We start from the raw sequence: 22,413 nt of genomic DNA on the forward strand, positions 1-22,413 counted from the left end.
CTACTTCTGGAGCGCGTGGGCCACGCGGTCCGCGTTCTGCGTCATCCACTGCTGGTAGTTCAGCCCGTCCGGGATGGTCTCGGTGAACTCCACCACGGGCTTGCCGGCGTCCCCGGCGGCCGAGCGCAACCGGTCGGTCTGCCCCGTGGAGGTCTGCTTGTTGAGGGCGAGCAGTTTCACGTCGCTTCCCTTGACGAGCCCGAGGGTGTCGTTGAGCACCGCGGGTGCGGCGTCGGAGCCGGCGTCGATGGCCTCGGTGAACGCCTGCGGGGTCTGGTCGTGCAGGCCGGCGTCTTGCAGGAGGTACCCGGGCAGAGGCTCGGTCGCGATGTATCCGCCCGAGGCTTTGATCCCCTCGACCTTCTGTTCGACCGTGCCGAGCTCGTTCTTCACGCGCGCGGCGTTGTCCCGGTAGTACTGGGCGTTCTGCTGGTCCACCTGGCCGAGCTGCTCGGCCATGCGGTCCACGACCATCTGCATGCTCTCGACGTCGTACCACACGTGCTCATTGAAGTCGCCGTGGTGGTGGTGTCCGGAGCCGTGGTCGTGGTCGTCGTGCGCGTCCTCTTCTCGCTGCAGACCGGAGGCCTCCACGGCGTCCACCACGTGCTGGCCGTCGGAGGCCAGATCGGTCATGAACTGGTCGTACCCACCCCCGTTGCACACCACGACGTCCGCCTTCTCCACCTTCAGCCGGTCCTGGGGGGTGGCCTCGTAGGAGTGGGGGTCCTGGGCGCTCGAGTCAATCACGGGGGTCGCGGAGACCTTGTCGCCACCCACCTGGGACGCGAGGTCCGAGTAGACGTTCGTGGAGGTGACCACGGCGATCTTCCGCGCACCGGGCGAACCTTGCGCGTCCGACGCGGTCCCGCTCGAACACCCGGCGAGCGCGAGACCCACCACCACGCCCGCGCCCAACACGCTCGTCCTACCCTTGCGCACGCTGCGCCCTGCGGTCATCGTCCATCTCCCTCGTCCGACCCCCGGCTCCCGCCAATGAGAATCAATGTCATGTAGCCGTGCGTGAGCATATCATGAACCATTCTCAATAAGGGGCGTGGTGAGAACGGGCCGCTCAGGCCCAGGACTCCGAGCGGGGGCGGCCCTCGTCGTACCCGGACTGGGACTGGATGCCCACCACGGCGCGCGCCGCGAACTGCTCGAGCGTGGCCGCACCGGCGTACGTCATGGAGCTGCGAACCCCGGAGGTGATGTGGTCGAGCAGGTCCTCCACGCCGGGGCGCTGGGGGTCCAGGTACATGGTGGAGTTGGAGATGCCCTCCTCGAACAGGGCCTTGCGGGCCCGCGCGAAGCGGTCCTCCCCGGCAGTGCGGTGGCGCACGGCGCGCGCCGAGGCCATCCCGAAGGACTCCTTGTAGGCGCGCCCGTTGGCGTCAATGTTGATCTCACCGGGGCTCTCGTGCGTGCCCGCGAACCAGGATCCGACCATCACCTGGCTCGCGCCGGCCGCGAGCGCGAGGGCGACGTCGCGCGGGTGCTTGACCCCGCCGTCGGCCCACACGTGCTTGCCGAGATCGGCCGCGGCCTCCGCGCACTCGACCACGGCGGAGAACTGGGGGCGACCCACGGCGGTCATCATGCGCGTGGTGCACATGGCCCCGGGGCCCACGCCCACCTTGATGATGTCCGCACCCGCGCCCGCGAGGTCTCGCACGCCGTCCGCGGTGACCACGTTGCCGGCCACGATCGGCACCCGGGGGTGCAGGGCCCGCACGGTGGACACGGCCTCCAACGCTTTGATCTGGTGACCGTGGGCGGTGTCCACCACGAGGACGTCCACCCCGGCCTCGAGCAGTTGCTCGGCCTTGCCGGAGACGTCCCCGTTGATTCCGACCGCGGCACCCACGCGCAACCGGCCGTCGTCGTCCAGGGCGGGTGCGTAGATCGTGGAACGCACCAGGCCCTGGTGGGTCAGGATGCCCACGACCTCGCGTCCGCGCAGCACCGGGGCCACGTTGACGCGCGCGGCGGACATCGTCTCGTAGGCGGCGCGCAACACCTCCGGGTCGGAGTCCACGGGGAAGTCGCTGTCCTGGAACTCGGGGCCCTCCGAATGCGCCAGGTCCCCCAGTTGGGTGAAGCGGTCCACGTCCCGGCAGTCGGAGTCCAGGACCATGCCGGCGTAGTGCTCGTCCGCGTCCACGACGATGACCACGCCGTGGGGGCGTTTGTGCATGATCCCCAGGGCGTCGTGCACGGTGTTGCTGCGGTGCATCACCACGGGGGTCTCGTAGCGCGGCGAGCGCTGCTTGACCCACGAGGTCACCTCCGCGATCACGTCCAGCGGGATGTCCTGGGGCAGGATGCCCAGACCGCCGCGCCGGGCCATGGTCTCGACCATGCGCCGCCCGGTCACCGCGGTCATGTTCGCGGCCACGAGCGGGATGGTGGAACCGGTGCCGTCCGCGGGGGCCAGATCGACGTCGAACCGGGAGGTCACCCGGGACATCGAGGGCACCAGGAAGACGTCATTGTAGGTCAGGTCCGTGGTGGGTGTCGTCAGGAATCGCACAAGAGGAGAGTCTACGTGCTCCGCCGCGGGCCGGCGGGCGGGCCGGCGGGTAGGTGGCAACCGTCCAGATGCCTCACTAGACTGAAAAACCGGTACGGCTTTGCGTGCGCGAAGCCAGTTCGCAAGTCCCGCGGCCGGTAAGCTCCGTGGGAGCCACACGAGGGCCGCAAGGACCAGCTCGCCGCCCGGGACACCCAGCACAGATGGAAGAGGCGTATCACTAGTGCCAGACCAGCCGCGTCACCTTATCCCTGAAGAATTTGCCGGCAACGAATGGCTCGTGGACGAGTTGTTCGACAAGTACCAGGCGGACAAGAACTCGGTGGACAAGAAGTGGTGGCCCATCTTCGAACAGATGGCCGGCGACGACCAGTCCGATACCCAGACGTCCGACACCAAGACCTCAGCAGCCGCCCCGTCCCAGGGGGCGGCTGCGCGGACGTCCGGGGGTGATCGTCCCGCTGGACGGCGCGACGACGCCGCCGCCAAGACGTCCGCGGACAAGGCCTCCTCCGGGACGGCGTCAACCTCGTCCAAGACCGAGCAGAACACCTCCGGTGCCGGCGCGGAGGCGCCCAGGAAGGCGCAGCGGGCCAAGTCCCCGGCGCCGTCGACCACCGGTTCCAAGGCGAAGGGACGACCCGAAGGCGTGGACACCGAGACCGAGACCAGCGAGGGCTCCGGAACCAAGCGCCCCATCCGGGCGCAGCCGGAGGACCGTGCGAAGGACAAGGGCCAGGACAAACCCGCCGAGGACACCGTGGTCAAGCTGCGCGGTCCCGCCAAGGCCGTGGCCGCCAACATGGACGCCTCCCTGACCGTGCCCACCGCCACCACGGTGCGCGCGGTGCCCGCCAAGCTGCTGATCGACAACCGCCTGGTGATCAACTCGCACTTGGCCCGTAACCGCGGCGGCAAGGTGTCCTTCACCCACCTCGTGGGCTACGCCGTGATCCGCGCGCTCGCCAACTTCCCGTCCCAGAACGTGATCTACGACGAGGTGGACGGCAAGCCCGCCGCGGTGCATCCCGCGCACGTGAACTTCGGGATCGCGATCGACATCCCCAACAAGGACGGTTCCCGCAACCTGGTGGTGCCCAACATCAAGGGTGCGGAAGAGATGTCCTTCCAGCAGTTCTGGACCTCGTACGAGGACATCGTCAAGCGCGGGCGCAATGGCGCGCTGACCATGGAGGACTACGCGGGCACCACGGTGTCCCTGACGAACCCCGGTGGCATCGGCACCGTGCACTCGGTGCCGCGACTGTCCAAGGGCCAGGCGTGCATCATCGGCGTGGGTGCGCTGGACTACCCCGCCGAGTACAAGGGTGCCTCCCCCCGCACGATCGCGCGCAACGCGGTCTCCAAGGTCATCACCCTGACGTCCACGTACGACCACCGCGTGATCCAGGGCGCCGGTTCGGGTGAGTTCCTCAAGCTCGTGGAGCACTACCTGCTGGGCGGCGATGACTTCTACGACCACATCTTCGAGGCCCTGCGCATCCCCTACGAGCCCGTCCGCTGGGCCGTGGACAACCAGGTCAACCCCGAGATCCAGATCAACAAGGTCGCCCGGATCCAGCAGCTGATCCACTCCTACCGCGTGCGCGGTCACCTCATGGCGGACACCAACCCGCTCGAGTACGTGATGCGCAAGCACCCGGACCTGGACATCCGCACCTACGGGCTCACCCTGTGGGACCTGGAGCGCGAGTGGCCCACCGGCGGTTTCGGCGGCCAGAGCCTGCTCACGCTGCGCGTGATCCTGGGTCGGCTGCGGGATGCCTACTGCCGCACCGTGGGCGTGGAGTACATGCACATCCAGGAGCCCGAGCAGCGCGAATGGTTCCAGTCCAAGCTCGAGCGTGACTACCAGAAGCCCGCGCGCGAGGAGCAGTTCCACATCCTCGAGCGGCTCAACGCCGCCGAGGCTTTCGAGACCTTCCTGCAGACCAAGTACGTGGGTCAGAAGCGCTTCTCGCTGGAGGGCGGCGAGTCGCTGATCCCGCTGCTGGACGCGATCATCTCCGAGGCCGCGGATGCTTCCCTCGCGGGTGTGGGCATCGCGATGGCCCACCGCGGCCGCCTCAACGTGCTGACCAACATCGCCGGGAAGTCCTACGCCCAGGTGTTCCGCGAGTTCGAGGGCAGCCAGGACCCGCGCGCCGCCGAGGGCTCGGGTGACGTGAAGTACCACCTGGGCACCGAGGGCGTGTTCACCTCCGACAACGGCAACGAGACCCAGGTGTACCTGGCCGCGAACCCCTCCCACCTGGAGGCCGCGGACCCGGTGATCGAGGGCATCGCCCGCGCCAAGACGGACGTGCTGGGCGCCGGGCCGGAGGGTAACGGTGAGTACCCCGTGCTGCCCATCCAGGTCCACGGTGACGCCGCGATGGCCGGACAGGGCATCGTCTACGAGGTCATGCAGATGTCCGGGCTCGAGGCCTACAACGTGGGTGGCACCATCCACGTGGTGGTCAACAACCAGGTGGGCTTCACCACCGCGCCCTCTGCGGGCCGCACGTCCACGTACTCCACGGACGTCGCGCGTACCGTGCAGGCCCCGATCTTCCACGTCAACGCGGACGATCCCGAGGCCGTGGCCCGTGTGGCGCAGCTCGCGTTCGAGTACCGCCAGCGGTTCCAGCGCGACGTTGTGATTGACCTGGTGTGCTACCGCCGCCGCGGGCACAACGAGGGCGACGACCCCTCGATGACCCAGCCGTTGATGTACTCCCTGATCGACGGCAAGCGCTCCACGCGCAAGGTCTACACCGAGAACCTCGTGGGCCGCGGGGACATCACGCAGGAAGAAGCGGACCGCGCTCTGAAGGACTACCAGGAGCGCCTGGAGCGGGTCTTCGCCGAGACCCATGAGGCCCAGACCTCCACGGTCCCGCTCGTGACCGGGGACGCCGCCGCGATCGCCAACATCGAGCGGCCGTCCGCGCAGCAAGCCGATTCCGGGGTGTCCGTGCCCAAGACCACGGCCATCTCCGAGGAAGCGGCTCACCGCATCGGTGACGCCTACGTGGACCTGCCCGAGGGCTTCACGATGCACCGCAAGCTGCACAAGCTCGCGGAGAAGCGCCGCGAGATGACGCGCGAGGGCGGGATCGACTGGGGCATGGGCGAGCTCATGGCCTTCGGTTCGCTGCTCATGGACGGTGTCCCGGTGCGGATGTCCGGTCAGGACGTGCGCCGCGGTACGTTCACGCAGCGCCACGCGGTGTTCTTCGACGCCGAGAACGGTGCCGAATGGACCCCGCTGAACCACCTCTCCGCGGACCAGGCACGGTTCTCGATCTACAACTCCTTGCTCTCCGAGTACGGCGTGCTGGGCTTCGAGTACGGCTACTCCGTGGAACGCCCCGAGGCGCTCACGGTGTGGGAGGCGCAGTTCGGTGACTTCACCAACGGTGCGCAGACCATCGTGGACGAGTTCATCTCCTCCGCGGAACAGAAGTGGGGTCAGCGCTCCAACCTGGTGATGCTGTTGCCGCACGGCTTCGAGGGCCAGGGACCCGACCACTCTTCCGCGCGCATCGAGCGCTTCCTGGTGCTGTGCGCGGAGAAGAACATGATCGTGGCCCAGCCCTCCACCCCGGCCAACCACTTCCACTTGCTGCGCCGCCAGGCGTACTCGCGCCCGCGCCGGCCGCTGATCGTGGCCACGCCCAAGCAGCTGCTGCGCCTGAAGGCCGCGGCGTCCCCGGTGGAGGAGTTCACGCAAGGCGGCTTCCAGACGGTCATCCCGGACACCGCCGGGCTCGACGACGCCAAGGTCACCGACGTCATCCTGGTCTCCGGTCGGTTGTACTACGACCTCGTGACCCAGCGGAAGAAGTCGGACGACCACTCCACCGCGATCGTGCGCGTGGAGCAGCTCTACCCGCTGCCCGTGGACGAGATCAAGGAACAGCTGGCGCGCTACCCGGAGGCCCGGATCCTGTGGGCTCAGGACGAACCCGCCAACCAGGGTGCGTGGCCGTTCATGGCCGTGAACCTCGTGCCGCAGCTGGACCGCCCGGTCACGCTCGCGTCCCGGCCCGCCTCGGCCTCCCCCGCCAACGGCTCGGCCAAGCGCCACACGGCGGAGCTGGAGACCCTGGTGCAGCAGGCGTTCGCCCGCGGCGAGTGAGTGCCGCCCGGCGCACGGTCCCGCGAGCTGCGCGGCGTCGTACGCCCCCGCCCGATCACCGGGCATGATCCGCCCGGGGGGCCGTCGCGAGACGGCCCCCCGGGTCCCAGCTAGCGAAGGATGTAAGAAGAGTGGACCAACGCAGGATCCGCATTGTGGCCGTGGGAGACGAATTGTTGGCCGGCGTGGACGACCCCCGCGCGCTCGGCTGGTTCGGACGAGTCATGGCGCGCACCCCCCGAGACGTGGTTCCCGTGGACGCCTACAATCTCGCCGCGCCTGGTCAGGGCAGTGAGACCCTCAACGACCACTGGTTCGCGGAGGCTTCCCGCCGCTTCGATTCCGCGTGCGACAACCGTCTGGTGATCGCACCGTCCGCCCTGGACATCGACCTGGGGATCACCTCCGCCCGGTCCCGGCTGAACATGGCCAACATCGTGGACCAGGCCACCCAGAACAACACCAAGGTGCTCGTCGTGGGTCCCCCGCCCACCCTGGACCCGCAGCGCAACCGCAAGATCGCGGACCTCTCCGCGGCCTACGGGGATGTGACCACGCGGCGCAACCACGTGTACGTGGACACGTTCAACCCCCTGCAGCACCACGAGCAGTGGCGCAAGGACCTCGCCGCCAACCACGGCAACCCCGGTCAGGCCGGCTACGGGCTCATCGCGTGGCTTGTGCTGCACCGCGGGTGGTACGAGTGGCTGCAGCTGCCCGAGCCGCGCTGAGGCTCTCGCCTCTCACCGTGGCGACCGCGGCGACCGCCGCAATGCGGGCGGCGGTTCCGGGTGACACCACCCGCGGCGCTGGCCGCAGGGTCCGGGGGCACCCCTATGGCATGGGCGGCACCGGAGCGGTGGCATGAGCACCGCCCGGAATGTGAGATACTGACAGACGATGTCCCAGCCAATCATCGCAGGAGGTACATCATGAGCAAGCGTGGACGTAAGCGCAAGGATCGTCGCAAGAACTCGGCAAACCGCGGCAAGCGGCCCAATTCCTGAGGTTCGGCGAACGCATCACGAAGCCCCCGTGACCGTCATCGGTCACGGGGGCTTCGCTCTGTCCGAGGGATCCGCGTCATCGGGTACTTCGTTCCCCGGGTCTCTGCGCGGCTGAGCACTCACGCCGCTGGGCGCCGCCGGCGACTCATCCCGCCCGGTACCGGCGCCGCCCGGTCCTCAGGCAGCGGGGTGCTCGTTGCACTGGGCGTCGATGCGCGCGAGGATCGAGCGCTTGAGCTCGTCCGGCGCGGTCTCGCAGCACGAACGCTTCACCACGGAGCGGATCACGCACTCCAGGTTGTACTCGCGCTCGCAGTCGGCGCAGTCCGTGAGGTGCTCGTGGATCTCCGCGAGGTCCTCGGTGGTCAGTGCCCCGTCCAGGTACTCGTAGATCCGCTGGATGCGTTCGTCGGTGCAGCCGTTGTGACACGGTTTCGCGGTCATGCTCTAGCCTCGATCCTTCGCTCGTGCGCCGTCCTTGGTCTTCTTCTGGACCTTGGACGTGTCGAATCCTCGTTCTTGGGCGTAGTCGCCCAGTTTCTCGCGCAGAAGCTTGCGGCCACGGTGCAACCTGGACATCACGGTTCCGATGGGCGTGTCCATGATCTCGGAGATCTCCTTGTACGCGAATCCCTCCACGTCCGAGAAGTACACCGCCAGGCGGAACTCCTCGGGCAACTCCTGCAGGGCTCGCTTGACGTCCGAGTCCGGCAGGTGGTCCAACGCCTCCGCCTCGGCAGAACGCAGTCCCGTGGAGGTGTGCGACTCCGCGCGGTGCAGCTGCCAATCCTCCACGGTGTCCGTGTTGGCCTGGCGCGGTTCGCGTTGCCGCTTGCGGTACAGGTTGATGTACGTGTTGGTCAGGATCCGGTACAACCAGGCCTTGAGATTGGTCCCCGGCTTGTACTGGTGGAACGCGGAGAACGCCTTGGTGTAGGCCTCCTGCACTAGGTCCTCGGCATCGGACGGGTTGCGGGTCATGCGCAATGCCGCGGCGTAGAGCTGGTCCACGTACTGCATGGCGTCGCGTTCGAAACGCTCACGGCGCTGCTGAGTGGTTTCCGCTCCGGAGGGCACCTCTTCGGGGTGTTCCACCGGATGGGAATCGTGAGTTCGCTGATCGTTCATCACGTCCCAGTCTAAGGTGGGGGCCGTCATCCTCCGCCGTCACCCACTTCCCTGGTCGTTGCCGAGTGTTACGTCACATATGTGGCGCTTCTGTACACCGTGGATAACACGCACGCGCCGTGCGAGTATTCCCGGCGGCGGCGCGAACTCGGGCCGATAGGATGGCTACAGTGCGTACCCGGAGATGCCGGGGCCGTAAGGAGGAGAACCATGAGCATTGTTCGTCGTCTCGCCCGCCCGCTGCTCGCCACCGGTTACATCGCCGGGGGCGTCAACGCGTTCCGCAACTCGTCCGCTGCCGCGAAGCAGTTGGACCCGGTCCTCAAGGCCCTCGAGAGCGCCGCCCCGCAGGTGCGCCCCGTGACCGCCAACCGCGCTCAGGTCGCGCAGGGCATCGCCGCCGCCCAGGTCGTCGCGGCGTCGCTGCTCGCCGCGAGCAAGCTCCCGCGCCTGTCGTCCACCGTGCTGCTCGGCACCACCGCGCTCAACGGCTACACCCAATACCGCTCCGCGGACGCGAGCACCACCGAGGGCAAGGCCGCCCGCAGGTCGGACCTGCTCAAGAACGTGTCCCTGCTGGGTGCCGTGATGATCGCGGCCGTGGACACTTCGGGCAACCCGTCCCTCGTGTGGCGCGCGAGCCACCTCGCCGACGACGTCCGCAAGAACGCGGTCAAGGTCGGCAAGGACACCAAGAAGAAGCTGGAGCAGGCCGAGAAGGCCGTCCAGGACGCCGTTTCCAACTAGGAGCACCGCCCCACGTGATGCCGAGCAACGGCGAACCGCAAGCCCTGGATGCCGCTCACTGGCGGGCCCCCTTCCCGGAGGGGGCCGCCGTGAGAGGCACGGTGGCCGTCCCCGGTTCCAAGTCCCTGACCAACAGGTATCTGGTCCTCGCGGCCCTCGCCGACGAACCGTCCGTGCTGCGCAAGCCGTTGCACTCGCGTGACAGCAGGCTCATGATCACCGCGCTCGAGCAGTTGGGCGCGGTGATCGAAGCGCTACCGGACCAGGGGCCGTTCGGTCCGGATCTGCGGATCACCCCCCTGCCCCGCGCGCACACTCTCACCGGGCCCGTGGCCGTGGACTGCGGTCTTGCGGGTACCGTGATGCGCTTCGTCCCGCCCCTGGCGGCGCTATGTTCCGGGGTCGTGGATTTCGACGGCGACGCCGGAGCGCGCGTCCGACCCATGGGTCCCGTGATCGCGGGGTTGCGCGAGCTCGGCGTGTCCGTCGAGGACGACGGCCGGGGCACGCTGCCGTTGCGGGTCGTCGGCACCGGATCGGTGACCGGGGGCACCGTGACGATCGACGCGAGCGGCTCGTCCCAGTTCGTCTCCGCGCTACTGCTCTCCGCGGTGCGCTTCAACTCCCCGCTCGTACTGCACCACGAGGGCGGCTCCGGTGTGCCCTCACTACCGCACGTGGACATGACCGTGTCCGTGCTGCGCGACGCCGGTGTGGCCGCCGAGCGCATCGGTGACACCGCGTGGCGGGTCAGCCCGAGCGACGTCGCCGGCCTGGACGTGACCGTGGAACCGGACCTGTCCAACGCCGGACCGTTCCTGGCGGCGGCCGTGGTCACGGGCGGGACCGTGAGCATCCCCGACTGGCCCGCCCACACCACGCAGGGCGGGGACCAGTGGCGGCGGATCCTGCCCCTGTTCAGCGCGGACGTCCGTGTGCAGGGCAGCACGTTCACCGTGACCGGTCCGGACGAGATCGCCGGGGTGGACCTGGACCTCTCGGAAGCCGGCGAGCTCGCGCCCACCGTGGCCGCGATCTGCGCGCTAGCCACCGGCCCCTCCGTGCTGCGCGGTATCGCCCACCTGCGCGGGCACGAGACCGATCGGCTCGCCGCGTTGCGCACCGAGCTCAACGCGCTGGGTGGGAACGTGGAGGAGACCGCGGACGGACTTCTGATCACCCCCACTGAGCTGCACGCCGGAGTCTTCCACAGCTATCACGACCACCGCATGGCTACCGCGGGAGCCATCCTGGGCCTGCGCGTGCCCGGGATCCGGGTGGAGAACATCGCCACCACCGCCAAGACGCTTCCCGATTTCCCGGGCATGTGGGACCGCCTCGTACGGCGGGGTTCCTGACGCAGTGGCCCGCAGGACCTGGGACGAGTCCGACGTCCGGATCCGCGCGAACAAGCGCGGCTCCCGCCCTCGCACCAAGCAGCGACCCACGCACGAGGACGCCGTGATCGTACGTGTGGTGGCCGTGGACCGCGGCCGGTACACGTGCGTGGTGGGAGAGGACGAGGAACAACCGCGCACGGTGACGTGCGTGCGCGCCAAGGAGCTGCGGCGCCGGCCCATCGTGCCCGGGGATCTCGTGGGCGTCGTGGGTGACGTCACCGGTGCCCCGGACACCCTGGCACGCATCGTGCGGATCGAACCGCGCGCCACCGTGCTGCGTCGCAGTGCCGATGACAGCGATCCCGTGGAACGCGTGATCGTGGCGAACGCGGACCGGCTCGTGCTCGTGCTCGCGGCGGCCTCTCCCACCCCCCGCACGGGATTCGTGGACCGCGGGTTGGTGGCGGCATGGGACGCGGGAATCACCCCCGTGGTGTGCATGACCAAGTCCGATCTGGCCGATCCCACGGAGTTCCTGGACTACCTCCACGACCTGGACGTGATCACCCTCAGCACGCAGCGCGCGACCGACCGCGGCGAACGACCCGAGGCCGGCATCCACGAGCAGTCCCTGGCCGTGTCCCCCGATTCCCTCGAGCGGTTGCGGTCGTTGCTGGACGGTCATGTGAGCGTGTTCCTGGGGCCCTCCGGCGTGGGCAAGTCCACGCTGGTCAACGCCCTCACGGGAGCGCAGCGGGCCACCGGCGGCGTCAACGACGTCACGGGCCGTGGCCGGCACACGTCGTCCTCCGCGCGTGCCCTCACGGTGCCCGGAACCCGCCCCGGGACCTGGGTCGTGGACACCCCCGGGATCCGTTCCCTGGGTCTGGCCCACGTGCCCGAGGAGGAACTGCTCAACGCGTTCACCGACCTGGTCCCCGCCACTGCAGACTGCCCTCGCGGGTGCCTGCACACGGAGGATTCCCCCGGGTGCGCGCTGGACGCGTGGGTGCACCGCCCGGGGGCCTCCCCGGCGGCCCCGCAGCGGCTCGAATCGCTGCGCAGGTTGCTCGCGGCGTCGCGCGGGCAGACACAGCGGGGGGACAGCGAGAAGCAGCTCGGACAAGCGATAACGTAGACGCATGCGTGCACCCAGCAGTTACACGGACGACCTCCGCCTGGCCCACATCCTCGCGGATTCCGTGGACGGACTGACCATGAAACGGTTCAAGTCCCAGGACCTCACCGTGGAGACCAAACCCGATCTCACACCCGTGACGGACGCGGACCGCGAGGCCGAACAAGTGATCCGCGCGCAACTGGGGCGCGTACGCAACCGGGACGCCGTGATCGGTGAGGAGTTCGGGACCACGGGTTCGGGCGGCCGCCAGTGGGTCATCGACCCGATCGACGGCACCAAGAACTACGTGCGCGGCGTACCCGTGTGGGCCACGCTGATCGGTTTGATCGAGGACGGTGAGGTGGTGTTGGGCGTGGTGTCCGCGCCGGCGCTCAACCGCCGTTGGTGGGCCGCCGCCGGGTCGGGGGCCTTCACGGGGCGCTCACTCTCGCAGGCCACGCGCTTGTCGGTCTCCTCGGTCAACCAGCTCTCGGACGCATCGCTGTCCTACTCGTCCCTGAGCGGATGGCGGGATCTGGGTGTGCGCCAGCAGTTCATCGAGCTCACCGATTCCGTGTGGCGCACGCGGGCCTACGGGGACTTCTGGTCCTACTGTATGGTCGCCGAGGGCGCGGTGGACCTCGCGTGCGAACCCGAACTCAACCTCTACGACATGGCCGCGCTCGTGCCCATCGTCACCGAGGCCGGCGGGCGTTTCACGTCCCTGGCCGGGCAGGACGGTCCCTTCGGGGACAACGCCCTGGCCAGCAACGGTCTCCTGCACGACGCCGCTCTGGACGTCCTCGGTACCGGCGCCCCCCAGGACTGAACGAGCCCGGTGTCACGTGCGTGACACCGGGCTCGTCCGTCTCATCCGAGGGGCGGGATCACCCGCGGGGACCTCAGGAGTTCAAGGAATCGTTGAGGGCGTTCTGCACGCACTCCTGGTACGCGGCGTCGTTTCCGGCCACCGCGAGGTCCATGCAGTCGGCGGCCTGACCGAAGACCCAGGCGAACAGCACGGCCATCAGGATGCCTCCCAGCAGCGCGAGTGCGGAGAGTACGATGCCCACGACCGCGAGCGCCGGGGAACCACGGCGCGACTTACGGATCTTGACCACGCCGATGATGCCGAGGATCAGGCCCACGAGGCCCAGTACACCGCCCAGACCAGCGAGCCAGAACGTGAGGATGCCCAGGATACCGAGCACCAGTGAGGCGATGCCCAGCCCGCGGCCCGGCACCGGAGCGTAGGGGTTGCCGTAGCCGTCCTGGTTGTCGTAACCACCCTGGTTGTACTCGTTCTGGTAGTGGGTGGGGTAACCACCCTGGGTGTCCTGGCCCTGGACGCCGTAACCCTGCTGGGGGTAGCCGCCGGCGCCGTAGCCCTGGTTGCCGTAGCCATGATTACCGTAAGCCTGGCCGCCGTAGGACTGCTGACCGGACTGGCCGTCACCGCCGTACTGGGTGGAGAGACCGTACTGGTTGGACGAGCCGTACTGATCGGACGTGCCGTACTGGCCGGTGGTGCCGTAGCCGCCGGCCTGAGAGGCGTTGTTCCCGTAGCCCTGGCCGCCCTGTTGAGCGGACGGATCGCTGTACTGGCCGTACTCGGGCTGCTGCGTCCCGCCCGCACTCTGAACCCGGTCGTCGGAGTACTGACCGTACTGCGGCTGGTCCCGGTGGGAGGCCGAGGACGAACCCGACTGATCGTTGGACCGCTCACTCATGGAAGCGCCTACCTCTCGGTTTCGATGATGGGTTTCCGGCTCAAGTCTTCCACATCGCACCGGGAATGCCGGGGGACGCCCCAGCCCACCCCGCTCGGGCACGCCCCTTCCGGCCGCCTTGAACCACTGTGCTGCACCACGCACATGTACCGGCCGGTACACGGTTTTATCGCAGTACAGTTGTCCCCGGGGCGCGGGCGTGGGTCCTGGCCCTCGTTCCATGTGCGGACTGCCCAGGCCCGGGCCCACCGCCGCAAGGTGCGGAAGGTCCCTGCCAGGGACCTCCGCCCCCAGGTAAGGTCGGCCCACCTCACCGCACTTCTCCACACCTCACTGCACCGCAGAGATCTCCAGGCGGACACAGTCCGGGTCCCGCTCCCCCGATCCCACGAACACGGTGTGGTTGAGCCACGTACACGGCCCGTCCTCGTCCGCGGTGAGCACGGGGCGCATCGGAAGTACACCCGCTGTGGGTCCATCGGGATCCCCTGGGCGATGGCCCGGGAGTCCTCCGCGCTGGCCACCCGCATCGCACGGTTGCCCACATAGACCGGGTGACCCTCGGCGAGTTCCAGGACGTACTTGGCCTCGAGCCAGGGGATCTCGGTACCAACCACCTGGTAATCGGCTCCCACGGGCAGCACACGCCCGGAGCCGTGGGGACCGGTCACTGCGCCGCCGGTGATCGGTACGACCCTGCGTGTTCCGGCGGCGGTCCGGCCCACGGTCAGGGGTGCGGCCACTTCCACCCGCACGGTGAACGCGTGCCGAAGGACTGGGGACTGTGGGGTCCGTCCTGCCTCCACCCTAGGTCCGAGGACTCCCGCCGGTCGGGCACGCATGCGGACATGGACCTCGGGTCCGCCGGACTCCCGTGCTTGCCCCTCCGAACGCGGACCCCTGGACACAAATATGTCCCGATAACGCACTCGGAGCCATCGGCCGCGTGCTTTTTCGGGACTCAGATGTTCCCGGGCTCAGGCAAACAAAAAGACCCTGAACCATTGGTTCAGGGTCTTCTCACGTCCTGGGACAGGACGACAGTGGAGATGGGGGGAATTGAACCCCCGTCCGATGCAGCATTGTCAGGGCTTCTCCGGGTGCAGTGTGCTTACAGGTTTCTCAGTTCCGGTCATCTCGCACACGAGTGACCGCCGAACTCAGTTACGTAAGAGTCCCACGAACGCCCGTAACCTGCGTCCGCAGCAGTGACCTTCTAGCTGATGGCAGGATCCAGGTCGAAGGTGAACCTGGGCTGCCAGACTGCTGTCGCTACTTACGCAGCGAGAGCGAAGTCAGTGCGCTTGGATTTGGCACTTATTGTTTTACAGAGAGCGTTTACGAGATAACTCTGCGTCCTCGACCCGCTTCCCCTGTCTCAACTCACATCGTCGAAACCGATCATCCCCATATTCATTTTTCAATGAGCTTCCACGTGCCAGCGGATCTCAGTGACTCGCCCGCTCATGGACACATCAGATTACGCCCACCCTAGCCATACCGTCAAATCGGCAGGGGCCGCGGACCGGGCTCCTCGGACCGCGCCGGCTCCACCCGTGCTGCCCTACCCTGGCCCTCCCCCGCGGGATGCCCTAGGGTGTAACGCATGTTCCGATGAGCCGTTCGACCTCCCCGCGCCCGTGGCCGCTGCCCGGCGGGGATCCCGGCTATCCGAGGACACCCATGGCTCATCCCCCGCATTCTCCCGCCACCCCTCATACGGCCGCGCACATCCGCGTGTCCGGCGTCTCCGCCTCCTACGGCTCCCACCGGGTGCTCACGGACATCAGCTTCTCCGTGACCGCGGGTGATCCCACGGGTCTGATCGGAGAGAACGGTTCCGGCAAGAGCACCTTGCTGCGCATCATGGCGGGCCTGCACGCGCCCGACACCGGTGAGGTCCGCGCCGTCGGCCCCGACGATTCGCTGCGCGTGGGCCTGCTGCACCAAGAACCCCCCTTCGCGCCGCACGACACCGTGGCCCAGGCCGTGGAGTCGGCGGTGCGGACCGTGCGGGACGCAGCATCCGTCGTCGACCGCGCAGCTGACGCCCTCGCCCGCGCCCCGGAGGACGAGGGCGCAGCCACCGCGTACGCCGCCGCCCTGGACACTGCCGAACGGATCGGCGCGTGGGACGTGGACACCCGCATCGACGTCACTCTGGGCGGGCTCGGCCTGGGAGGCGTGGGTCGTGACCGGCCCACGGGTGCCCTGTCCGGCGGACAGCGCTCACGGCTGTCTCTGGCCTGGCTGTTGCTCTCCACCCCGGACGTGTTGCTGCTCGACGAACCCACGAACCACCTGGACGACGCCGCCACGGACTTCCTGCGCGCGACCCTGCGGTCGTGGCACGGACCGGTGCTGCTGGCGAGCCATGACCGCGCATTCCTGGACACCGCCGTGACCTCGCTCGTGGACCTGGACCCCGCACCCCGACCGCATGCCGTCACCTCGGACCTCGTGGGTGACGGCACCGGGACGGGCATCGGCGTGACCCGCTTCGGCGGCACCTATTCCCAGTACGTGCTCGCCCGCATGGATGCCCGCGAGCGCTGGGAACGCACGTATCGGGACGAACAGGCGCAACTGAAGAAGCTCCGCGCGGCCGTGCGGGAGCAGCAGACCGTGGGCCACAGCGACCGGTCCCCCAAGACGGAGGGTCGTGCGGCGAAGAAGTTCTACGCGGACCGCAACGCCGCGGTGGTCTCCCGACGGGTCAACGACGCGCGGACCCGCCTGGCCACCGTCGAAAACGAGCAGATCCGCAAGCCACCCCGGGAGCTGTACTTCCAGGGACTCACCGCGGGTTTGTCCGGATCGGAGGCCGCACTGCACCGCACGGGCCCGGTACTGACCGCCTCCGCGGCCGAGGTCGCGGGACGGATGGCACCCGTATCCCTGGCCGTGAGCGCGGGTGAGTCGTGGCTCATCACGGGTTCCAATGGCGTGGGCAAATCCACCCTGCTGAGCCTGTTCGCCCGGCGACTGGAACCCACGCACGGTTCCGTGCACGTCGCACCCGGCGTACGCGTGGGGTTATTGGACCAGGACGCCACACTGCCCGGCGCCGACCCGGAGCGCACGGCGGCCCACATCTACCATGAGCTCGTGGGAGAGAGTCGCGCGGAGACCGTTCCCCTCGGGACGTTCGGCCTGCTGGCCGGGCGGGACGAGAACCGGCGGGTCGGTGAGCTCAGCGTGGGGCAGCGGCGTCGGCTCGCCCTGGCGGTGCTGCTCGCGGACCCGCCGCACGTGTTGTTGCTCGACGAGCCCACCAACCACTTCTCACTCGTGCTCGCCACGCAGCTCGAGGCGGCGGTGCCCGACTACCCGGGGACCGTGCTCGTGGCCTCCCACGATCGCTGGTTGCGCAGGAACTGGACCGGCCGGCACCTCGCACTGGAGGTACCGGCCGGGACGCCGTGAGTCGAAGGGCTCAACCGCGCATGTTGCGGTAGCGCATGGCGCGCTGGGCCTCGCGGTTGTCCTGCTTCTCTCGCAGGGTCTGACGCTTGTCGTACTCGCGCTTGCCGCGGGCCACCGCGATCTCCACCTTCACGCGCTTGCCGTGCACGAAGTACAGGGACAGCGGAATGATGGTGTAACCGGCCTCGCGCGTCTTGCCCGCGATCTTATCCAGCTCGGAGCGGTGCAACAGCAGCTTGCGCCGCCGCCGCGCGGAATGGTTGGTCCACGAGCCCTGCAGATACTCCGGGATGTGGGCGTGTTCGAGCCACAGCTCGCCGCGGTTGTCGAACTGGCAGAACGCGTCCACCAGGGACGCCCGCCCCATGCGCAGCGACTTCACCTCGGTCCCCATGAGCGCTAGTCCGGCCTCGTAGGTGTCGTAGATGTTGTAGTCGTGGCGCGCCTTCTTGTTGTTGGCCACGATCTGGCGGCCGTCATCAGCGTTCTTCTTGGCCATCGGCCTGTTCTTCCTTCACCGGGTCCCGCCGGGGACGACGCCGCTGTCCCGGCCCGGGGTGCGCGGGGCACCTGCCGGGCGGGGCGGCGTCGTCGTGCGGCGTGGAGCCCTTAGTCCTCGTCGTGCTGGCGGGCGTCCGCGCGCCAGCGAATGCCTTCGTCGATGAACGAGTCGATCCCGCCGTCGAACACGGAACTGGGATTGCCCTCTTCGTAGTTGGTGCGCAGATCCTTGACCATTTGGTAGGGGTTGAGCACGTACGAGCGCATCTGGTCACCCCAAGATGCCTTCACGTCCCCCGCCATCTCCTTCTTCTTGGCGTCCGCTTCCTGCTGGCGCAACAGCAGCAAGCGGGACTGCAGCACGCGCAGCGCGGCCGCGCGGTTCTGGATCTGCGACTTCTCGTTCTGCATGGACACCACGATGCCCGTGGGGATGTGGGTCATGCGCACCGCGGAGTCGGTCGTGTTCACGGACTGACCACCGGGACCCGAGGAGCGGAACACGTCCACCTTCAGCTCGGACTCCGGGATCTCAATCGTGTCGTCGGACTCGATGAGCGGGATGACCTCCACCGCGGCGAAGGACGTCTGGCGCCGCCCCTGGTTGTCGAACGGAGAGATCCGCACGAGCCGGTGCGTACCCGCCTCCACGGACAGGGTCCCGAACGCGTAGGGCGCCTTGACCTCGAACGTGGCCGACTTCAGACCCGCCTCTTCCGCGTAGGAGGTGTCCAGGACCTTGGTGGGGTACCCGTGGCGCTCCGCCCAGCGCAGGTACATGCGCATGAGGATCTCCGCGAAGTCCGCGGCGTCCACACCACCGGCGCCCGAGCGGATGGTGACCACGGCCTCGCGTTCGTCGTACTCGCCGGCCAGCAGGGTCTGGATCTCCAGTTCGGACAGCGCCTTGCGGATGGACTCGAGTTCCTCCGCGGCGGCGTCCCGGGTGTCCTGATCGTCCTCCTCCTCCGCGAGTTCCACCATGACCTCGAGGTCGTCGATGCGCCCGGAGATCTTCCTGAGCCGGTCCAGCTTGCTCTGCTGGTGCGAGAGCTGCGAGGTGACCTTCTGGGCCTCGTCCGGGTTGTCCCACAGGTCCGGGGCCGCGGCCTGCTCGGACAGGACGACGATCTGCTTCTTCATGGACTCGACGTCGCTGACCGCCGCCACGGAGTCGTAGGTGGCTCGGAGGGCACGGATTTCTGCAGCGTAGTCAATGGAGGCCATGACACATCACTTTACGTCATGGCCCCCGGGTCCGTGAGTCGGTAGGATTCCCTGCGACCCCACTGCTGAGGAGCCCGCCGATGGAACGCCCCACCGTACTCGCACTCATCCTGGCGGGAGGCAAGGGGTCTCGACTGGGCGCCCTGACCGATTACGTGGTCAAGCCCGCGTTGCCCGTGGGCGGCACGTACCGCTTGATCGACGTGTCCCTGTCCAACCTGGCGCACTCGCACATCCCGGACGTGTGGATGGTGCAGCAGTACCTGCCCCACGACCTCAACGCCTACATGGCCGGCGGTCGCCCGTGGGACCTGGACCGCTCCCACGGCGGGCTGCAGATCCTGCCGCCTTACGAGGGGTCCCACGGCGAGGGTTTCGCGAGCGGCAACTCGGACTCCATCTACCGCCAGAGCACGATCATCCGTGAGGCGGACCCGGATCTGGTCCTCGTGCTCTCCGCGGACCACCTCTACACGATCGATTTCCGGTCCGTGGTGGACACCCACCTGACCAAGCGCGCTGATCTGACCATGGTCACCACCGAAGTCCCCGAGGATCCCTCCCGCTACAGCGTGGTGCGCACCAACGAAGCCGGCCAGGTCATCGAGTTCGCGTACAAGCCCGAGGAGCCCAAGGGCAACCTTGTGGCCGGTGAGATGTTCCTCTTCTCCACGGACGTGCTGCTGTCGGCGCTGGACACCCTGCAGTCCGAACTGGGCGAGCTGGGCGACTACGGCGAGGACCTCATCCCCTACGTCCTGGAACACCACCGGGTGGTCGAGCACCGGCACCTGGGGTACTGGATGGACCTCGGGACCGTCCAGTCCTACTGGACCGCGCAGATGCAGCTGATCGACGGCGACGGCGCGACCCTCGACGATCCCGCATGGCCCATCTGGAGCGGCCAGGTTGCTCCCCCACCCGCGTTCATCACCGACGACGCCGCGGTCTCCCGGTCGTACGTGGCCCCCGGGGCGCGTGTGGCCGGCACCGTGGAACACTCGATCATCGGCCAGAACTGTGTGATCGAGGCCGGGGCCGTGGTGCGCAACTCCGTGCTGCTCGACGACGTGCACGTGGGTCCCACGGTGGAGCTCATCAACGTGGTCGCCGATTCGGGTGCGGACATCACCGGCGGTTCGCAGCGCGGTTCCGCGCAGCACGTCACGGTGATTGACCGCACCGGTACCGTGAGCCAGCGAGAAGCGTTCGACACCTCCGCGGTCCTGCCACGGAACCACGAACAGTACTGATCTCCTCCTTCGAAAGGTCGTCTTGTCATGAGCCGTTCCCGATCCACCCTGGGCCCCGTGCTGCGCCAGGTGCTGCGCTCCACCGTGCGCCGCCAGGCCACCCGCCGCCTCATCGGCGTGGTGCCTCCCGTGGCCGCATACCGCCGGGTGGCCACCGCCCGTCGCTTGCTGCGTATGCTGCGCCGCTGAGTCATGCCCACTGCAATGTGGCGAAGGCACGGCCGGGAATCTCCCGGCCGTGCCTTCGTCATATCGGTGCTTCGTTCAGTGCGGTGCATCACGCGTAGCGTGGCCGTGCTCCTAGCGGTGCGTGGTTCATAGCGACACCTCGCTTGTAGCGGGGCCTCGCTCATGGCGGAGCGTCACTCGTGACGGCACCCGTCATCGGGCCGTTTGGGGCATCGGGCCCAGGCGCAGGATCAGGAGGCCCACGGACACCGAGGGAGCACCGTCGTGCTGGACGACGGCCCAGGAGGTTGCGCGTGCGGTGTCGGTTGTGGTGGTCGGAGCATCGGTCATGGCAGTCCTACTTATCACGGAAAGTCACTCCGCCAGTGACGCGTCAACGGTACACAACACGTCACCTGTGAAACCGCTGGTCAGACGGCAAACCGGGTGAGGTGAATCACCGCTGCATGACGGCTCGCGCGTCCCCCGTGGCGCTGATCGGGACACCCGCCGGGATGAACACGTTGACCACCGGCGGATGCACCACGGCCGAAAGCGTGACCTGGGCGGTCGTCCCGTCCGCCGATCCCGTGGGCGCCGCGAGGGACAGCCCGCTGACATCGTGGAAAGCCCCCACGGTCCCCAGGTAACTCGTGGCCGAGGCGGCCACCGCCCCGTTCGTGAGGATGGGTGTGGGCGGACCCGAACCGGAGCGGTCCACGTTCGTGAACGTGTCCGCGGCGGCCCCCGCCGCCCGATCGGCGAGCGATTGAAGTTGCCGCTCCCCCACGTACACGCTGGTGATCGCCATGACTGTGACCACCAGGAGCAGAGTCACCAGGGCGAAACCGATCATCACGATCGTGGTCTGTCCGGAGTCAGGATCCTCGGGGTTCGCACGATGCGGTTCATCGCGGTCCTGGCTCGTCCCCTGCGCCGGGCACTCGTGTGGCCGCGGCCCGTCGAGGTCGTCGATCTGCGCAGTCGCGATACCGATGAGGGGCCGCATCACGTCGCGGCCGGATAGCATCGCACGCATCATGAGTACCGCCCCGCGATCACGGTGACGTCCGAGGACAGCGTGGCGATCCTGGCTGTGACGAACCCCGGCATCAAGGGGAGTTCCACGGTGACGGTGGCGTGGACCCGGGCCACCGAACCGGGTGTCTCACACGTCCCGTCCGAACAGCTCACCGTGACAGCGAGGTCCCGCGGGTCGAAACCGTGATCCTGGGCCGCGACGGCGGCGACGTCGTGCACCCTTACGCGATTGAGGTCCTTGGCCTCGAGAACGGACACGGCCTGAGCCGCCTGGTCCGCCGCCGCGACCACGGCGAGCGAGCCCGCCTGGACCCGGGCCACCGTGACCACCAGGTACATCACGGGCACGAGCAATAGCAGGCCCAGTCCGATGAACTCCACGATCGCGCTCCCCCGGTCCGGATCGTCCCCGGAACCGCGCCGCGCGAGGACCTCACGAATCCATGTCGACCGCATGCCCACTCACCTCCAGCGCGCGCGGCGGGCCCAGCGTGGCCACGACCGGCAGGGGCGAGACCACACGGATCTCGACCGCCGGCAGTGACCCCACGCTGGTACGGGACACGGAGATGTCCCGCGCATAACTCGTGCCCACGGTGTCGGTGATGATCCCGCGCGTGCGGGCGATGCCGTCCTCGTCGGTGCGGTCCGCGAGGCTCGCGTACCGGGCCCCGGCCGCGGCGGCGTCGATCAGGGTGTTGCGCACGTGCAGCGCGAATCCCACCTGCAGAATGAGGCCGAACAGCACGATCGCGAGCGCGAGGACCATGACGTATTCGGCCACCGCGTTGCCGGCGTCCGGGTCGAGCGCGGGGTCAGAGGCCCGAGACGCGGTTGATGGCATCCTGGAACAGCCCCTCCAAGGCGGGCCGGGCGATCAGCAACAACCCCGCCACCAGCACCGCGGACATGAGCGTAAGCATGACCCAGCCGGGTACGTCCCCCCGATCCGGGTGGTCATTACTCGGTGCGAGCCGAGCGGGCAGGGAGACGGTCAGCAGCCACACGGTGGCCGCATGACAGCGCATCAGGTGTTTCATGATTTTCT

22 protein-coding genes, 1 other RNA gene and 1 pseudogene are annotated in these 22,413 nt (G+C 68.3%); 10 read left to right on the forward strand and 14 right to left on the reverse strand.

The genetic code is table 11. From position 1 onward, the window contains the following. Positions 1–960: a metal ABC transporter solute-binding protein, Zn/Mn family gene (locus tag B3I25_RS07155; protein WP_286738426.1), complete on the reverse strand. Its 960-nt coding sequence runs from the start codon at positions 958–960 to the stop codon at positions 1–3. A 115-nt stretch (positions 961–1,075) separates the two neighbouring features. Beyond that, positions 1,076–2,533 carry a GuaB1 family IMP dehydrogenase-related protein gene (locus B3I25_RS07160; RefSeq protein ID WP_131332659.1) on the reverse strand — a complete coding sequence of 486 codons (1,458 nt, stop codon included), beginning with the start codon at positions 2,531–2,533 and terminating at the stop codon, positions 1,076–1,078. Positions 2,534–2,756: 223 nt separating this feature from the next. On the opposite strand from B3I25_RS07160, the gene B3I25_RS07165 reads away from it, so the two are divergent. The 3 genes from B3I25_RS07165 (at position 2,757) to B3I25_RS12425 (ending at position 7,684) form a co-directional block, all read left to right on the forward strand. Continuing rightward, positions 2,757–6,677: a multifunctional oxoglutarate decarboxylase/oxoglutarate dehydrogenase thiamine pyrophosphate-binding subunit/dihydrolipoyllysine-residue succinyltransferase subunit gene (locus B3I25_RS07165; RefSeq protein WP_286738427.1), complete on the forward strand. Its 3,921-nt coding sequence runs from the start codon at positions 2,757–2,759 to the stop codon at positions 6,675–6,677. Positions 6,678–6,808: 131 nt separating this feature from the next. Beyond that, positions 6,809–7,408, forward strand: coding sequence for a GDSL-type esterase/lipase family protein (locus B3I25_RS07170; protein WP_206398955.1), 600 nt, complete (start codon positions 6,809–6,811; stop codon positions 7,406–7,408). A 201-nt stretch (positions 7,409–7,609) separates the two neighbouring features. Continuing rightward, positions 7,610–7,684, forward strand: a complete 75-nt coding sequence (locus tag B3I25_RS12425) for a 50S ribosomal protein bL37 (protein WP_098054049.1) — start codon at positions 7,610–7,612, stop codon at positions 7,682–7,684. Positions 7,685–7,861: 177 nt separating this feature from the next. On the opposite strand, the gene rsrA is transcribed toward B3I25_RS12425, so the two are convergent. Both rsrA and B3I25_RS07180 read right to left on the reverse strand, forming a co-directional pair. After that, positions 7,862–8,128, reverse strand: coding sequence for a mycothiol system anti-sigma-R factor (gene rsrA, locus B3I25_RS07175; RefSeq protein ID WP_064845835.1), 267 nt, complete (start codon positions 8,126–8,128; stop codon positions 7,862–7,864). 3 nt (positions 8,129–8,131) lie between these two features. After that, the gene (locus B3I25_RS07180; RefSeq protein WP_064845834.1) at positions 8,132–8,812 is read right to left on the reverse strand and encodes a sigma-70 family RNA polymerase sigma factor; all 681 of its coding nucleotides are present in this window, start codon (positions 8,810–8,812) and stop codon (positions 8,132–8,134) included. Between the two features lie 210 nt (positions 8,813–9,022). On the opposite strand from B3I25_RS07180, the gene B3I25_RS07185 reads away from it, so the two are divergent. From B3I25_RS07185 to hisN, 4 genes are read left to right on the forward strand one after another with little or no spacing between them, the layout of a single operon-like run. After that, a complete protein-coding gene (locus tag B3I25_RS07185) occupies positions 9,023–9,559 on the forward strand; it encodes a DoxX family protein (protein WP_064845833.1) in 537 nt (178 codons plus the stop codon). A gap of 17 nt (positions 9,560–9,576) precedes the next feature. Next, positions 9,577–10,917 carry a 3-phosphoshikimate 1-carboxyvinyltransferase gene (gene aroA / locus B3I25_RS07190; protein WP_286738429.1) on the forward strand — a complete coding sequence of 447 codons (1,341 nt, stop codon included), beginning with the start codon at positions 9,577–9,579 and terminating at the stop codon, positions 10,915–10,917. A 4-nt stretch (positions 10,918–10,921) separates the two neighbouring features. Then, positions 10,922–12,037 (forward strand): ribosome small subunit-dependent GTPase A, encoded by a 1,116-nt coding sequence (gene rsgA, locus B3I25_RS07195; RefSeq protein WP_286738431.1) that lies wholly within the window; start codon positions 10,922–10,924, stop codon positions 12,035–12,037. Positions 12,038–12,041: 4 nt separating this feature from the next. Further along, positions 12,042–12,848, forward strand: coding sequence for a histidinol-phosphatase (gene hisN / locus B3I25_RS07200; RefSeq protein ID WP_064845830.1), 807 nt, complete (start codon positions 12,042–12,044; stop codon positions 12,846–12,848). Between the two features lie 73 nt (positions 12,849–12,921). On the opposite strand, the gene B3I25_RS07205 is transcribed toward hisN, so the two are convergent. From B3I25_RS07205 to ssrA, 4 genes and pseudogenes are all read right to left on the reverse strand, one after another. Further along, positions 12,922–13,749, reverse strand: a complete 828-nt coding sequence (locus B3I25_RS07205) for a DUF4190 domain-containing protein (RefSeq protein ID WP_286738433.1) — start codon at positions 13,747–13,749, stop codon at positions 12,922–12,924. Positions 13,750–14,079: 330 nt separating this feature from the next. After that, positions 14,080–14,193 carry a DUF3237 family protein gene (locus B3I25_RS07210; protein WP_206478652.1) on the reverse strand — a complete coding sequence of 38 codons (114 nt, stop codon included), beginning with the start codon at positions 14,191–14,193 and terminating at the stop codon, positions 14,080–14,082. A gap of 59 nt (positions 14,194–14,252) precedes the next feature. Beyond that, positions 14,253–14,591, reverse strand: a pseudogene (locus B3I25_RS12430) (DUF3237 family protein); the annotation flags it as partial. A gap of 199 nt (positions 14,592–14,790) precedes the next feature. After that, positions 14,791–15,158: a transfer-messenger RNA gene (ssrA, locus tag B3I25_RS07215) on the reverse strand. 274 nt (positions 15,159–15,432) lie between these two features. Here ssrA and B3I25_RS07220 point away from each other — a divergent pair. Further along, positions 15,433–17,175: an ABC-F family ATP-binding cassette domain-containing protein gene (locus tag B3I25_RS07220; RefSeq protein WP_286738436.1), complete on the forward strand. Its 1,743-nt coding sequence runs from the start codon at positions 15,433–15,435 to the stop codon at positions 17,173–17,175. A 10-nt stretch (positions 17,176–17,185) separates the two neighbouring features. Here the strand turns inward: B3I25_RS07220 and smpB are convergent, their stop codons facing one another. Both smpB and prfB read right to left on the reverse strand, forming a co-directional pair. After that, positions 17,186–17,674 carry an SsrA-binding protein SmpB gene (smpB, locus tag B3I25_RS07225; RefSeq protein ID WP_055085472.1) on the reverse strand — a complete coding sequence of 163 codons (489 nt, stop codon included), beginning with the start codon at positions 17,672–17,674 and terminating at the stop codon, positions 17,186–17,188. A 110-nt stretch (positions 17,675–17,784) separates the two neighbouring features. Beyond that, a complete protein-coding gene (gene prfB / locus B3I25_RS07230; RefSeq protein ID WP_085106374.1) occupies positions 17,785–18,903 on the reverse strand; it encodes a peptide chain release factor 2 in 1,119 nt (372 codons plus the stop codon). 80 nt (positions 18,904–18,983) lie between these two features. Here prfB and B3I25_RS07235 point away from each other — a divergent pair, with 80 nt between their 5' ends. Then, complete coding sequence (locus B3I25_RS07235; protein ID WP_286738440.1) at positions 18,984–20,156, forward strand: glucose-1-phosphate adenylyltransferase family protein; 1,173 nt, start codon at positions 18,984–18,986, stop codon at positions 20,154–20,156. A gap of 27 nt (positions 20,157–20,183) precedes the next feature. Continuing rightward, entirely contained in the window at positions 20,184–20,345 is a 162-nt protein-coding gene (locus B3I25_RS07240) for a hypothetical protein (RefSeq protein ID WP_156523380.1), read from the forward strand. 436 nt (positions 20,346–20,781) lie between these two features. Here B3I25_RS07240 and B3I25_RS07245 read toward each other — a convergent pair whose 3' ends face one another. Genes B3I25_RS07245 through B3I25_RS07260 form a run of 4 tightly spaced genes read right to left on the reverse strand, consistent with a single transcriptional unit; the run spans position 20,782 to position 22,405 of the window. Continuing rightward, positions 20,782–21,354, reverse strand: coding sequence for a pilus assembly protein TadG-related protein (locus tag B3I25_RS07245; RefSeq protein ID WP_286738442.1), 573 nt, complete (start codon positions 21,352–21,354; stop codon positions 20,782–20,784). An 8-nt stretch (positions 21,355–21,362) separates the two neighbouring features. Next, complete coding sequence (locus B3I25_RS07250) at positions 21,363–21,821, reverse strand: hypothetical protein (RefSeq protein WP_231885499.1); 459 nt, start codon at positions 21,819–21,821, stop codon at positions 21,363–21,365. After that, positions 21,799–22,209, reverse strand: a complete 411-nt coding sequence (locus tag B3I25_RS07255; protein WP_286738444.1) for a TadE/TadG family type IV pilus assembly protein — start codon at positions 22,207–22,209, stop codon at positions 21,799–21,801. Before B3I25_RS07255 ends, B3I25_RS07250 begins: the two co-directional genes overlap by 23 nt. Continuing rightward, positions 22,181–22,405 (reverse strand): hypothetical protein, encoded by a 225-nt coding sequence (locus tag B3I25_RS07260; RefSeq protein ID WP_131332647.1) that lies wholly within the window; start codon positions 22,403–22,405, stop codon positions 22,181–22,183. Before B3I25_RS07260 ends, B3I25_RS07255 begins: the two co-directional genes overlap by 29 nt. Positions 22,406–22,413: the final 8 nt, after the last annotated feature.

Source organism: Kocuria sp. UBA1838, assembly GCF_002338785.1.
GTDB lineage: Bacteria > Actinomycetota > Actinomycetes > Actinomycetales > Micrococcaceae > Kocuria > Kocuria marina.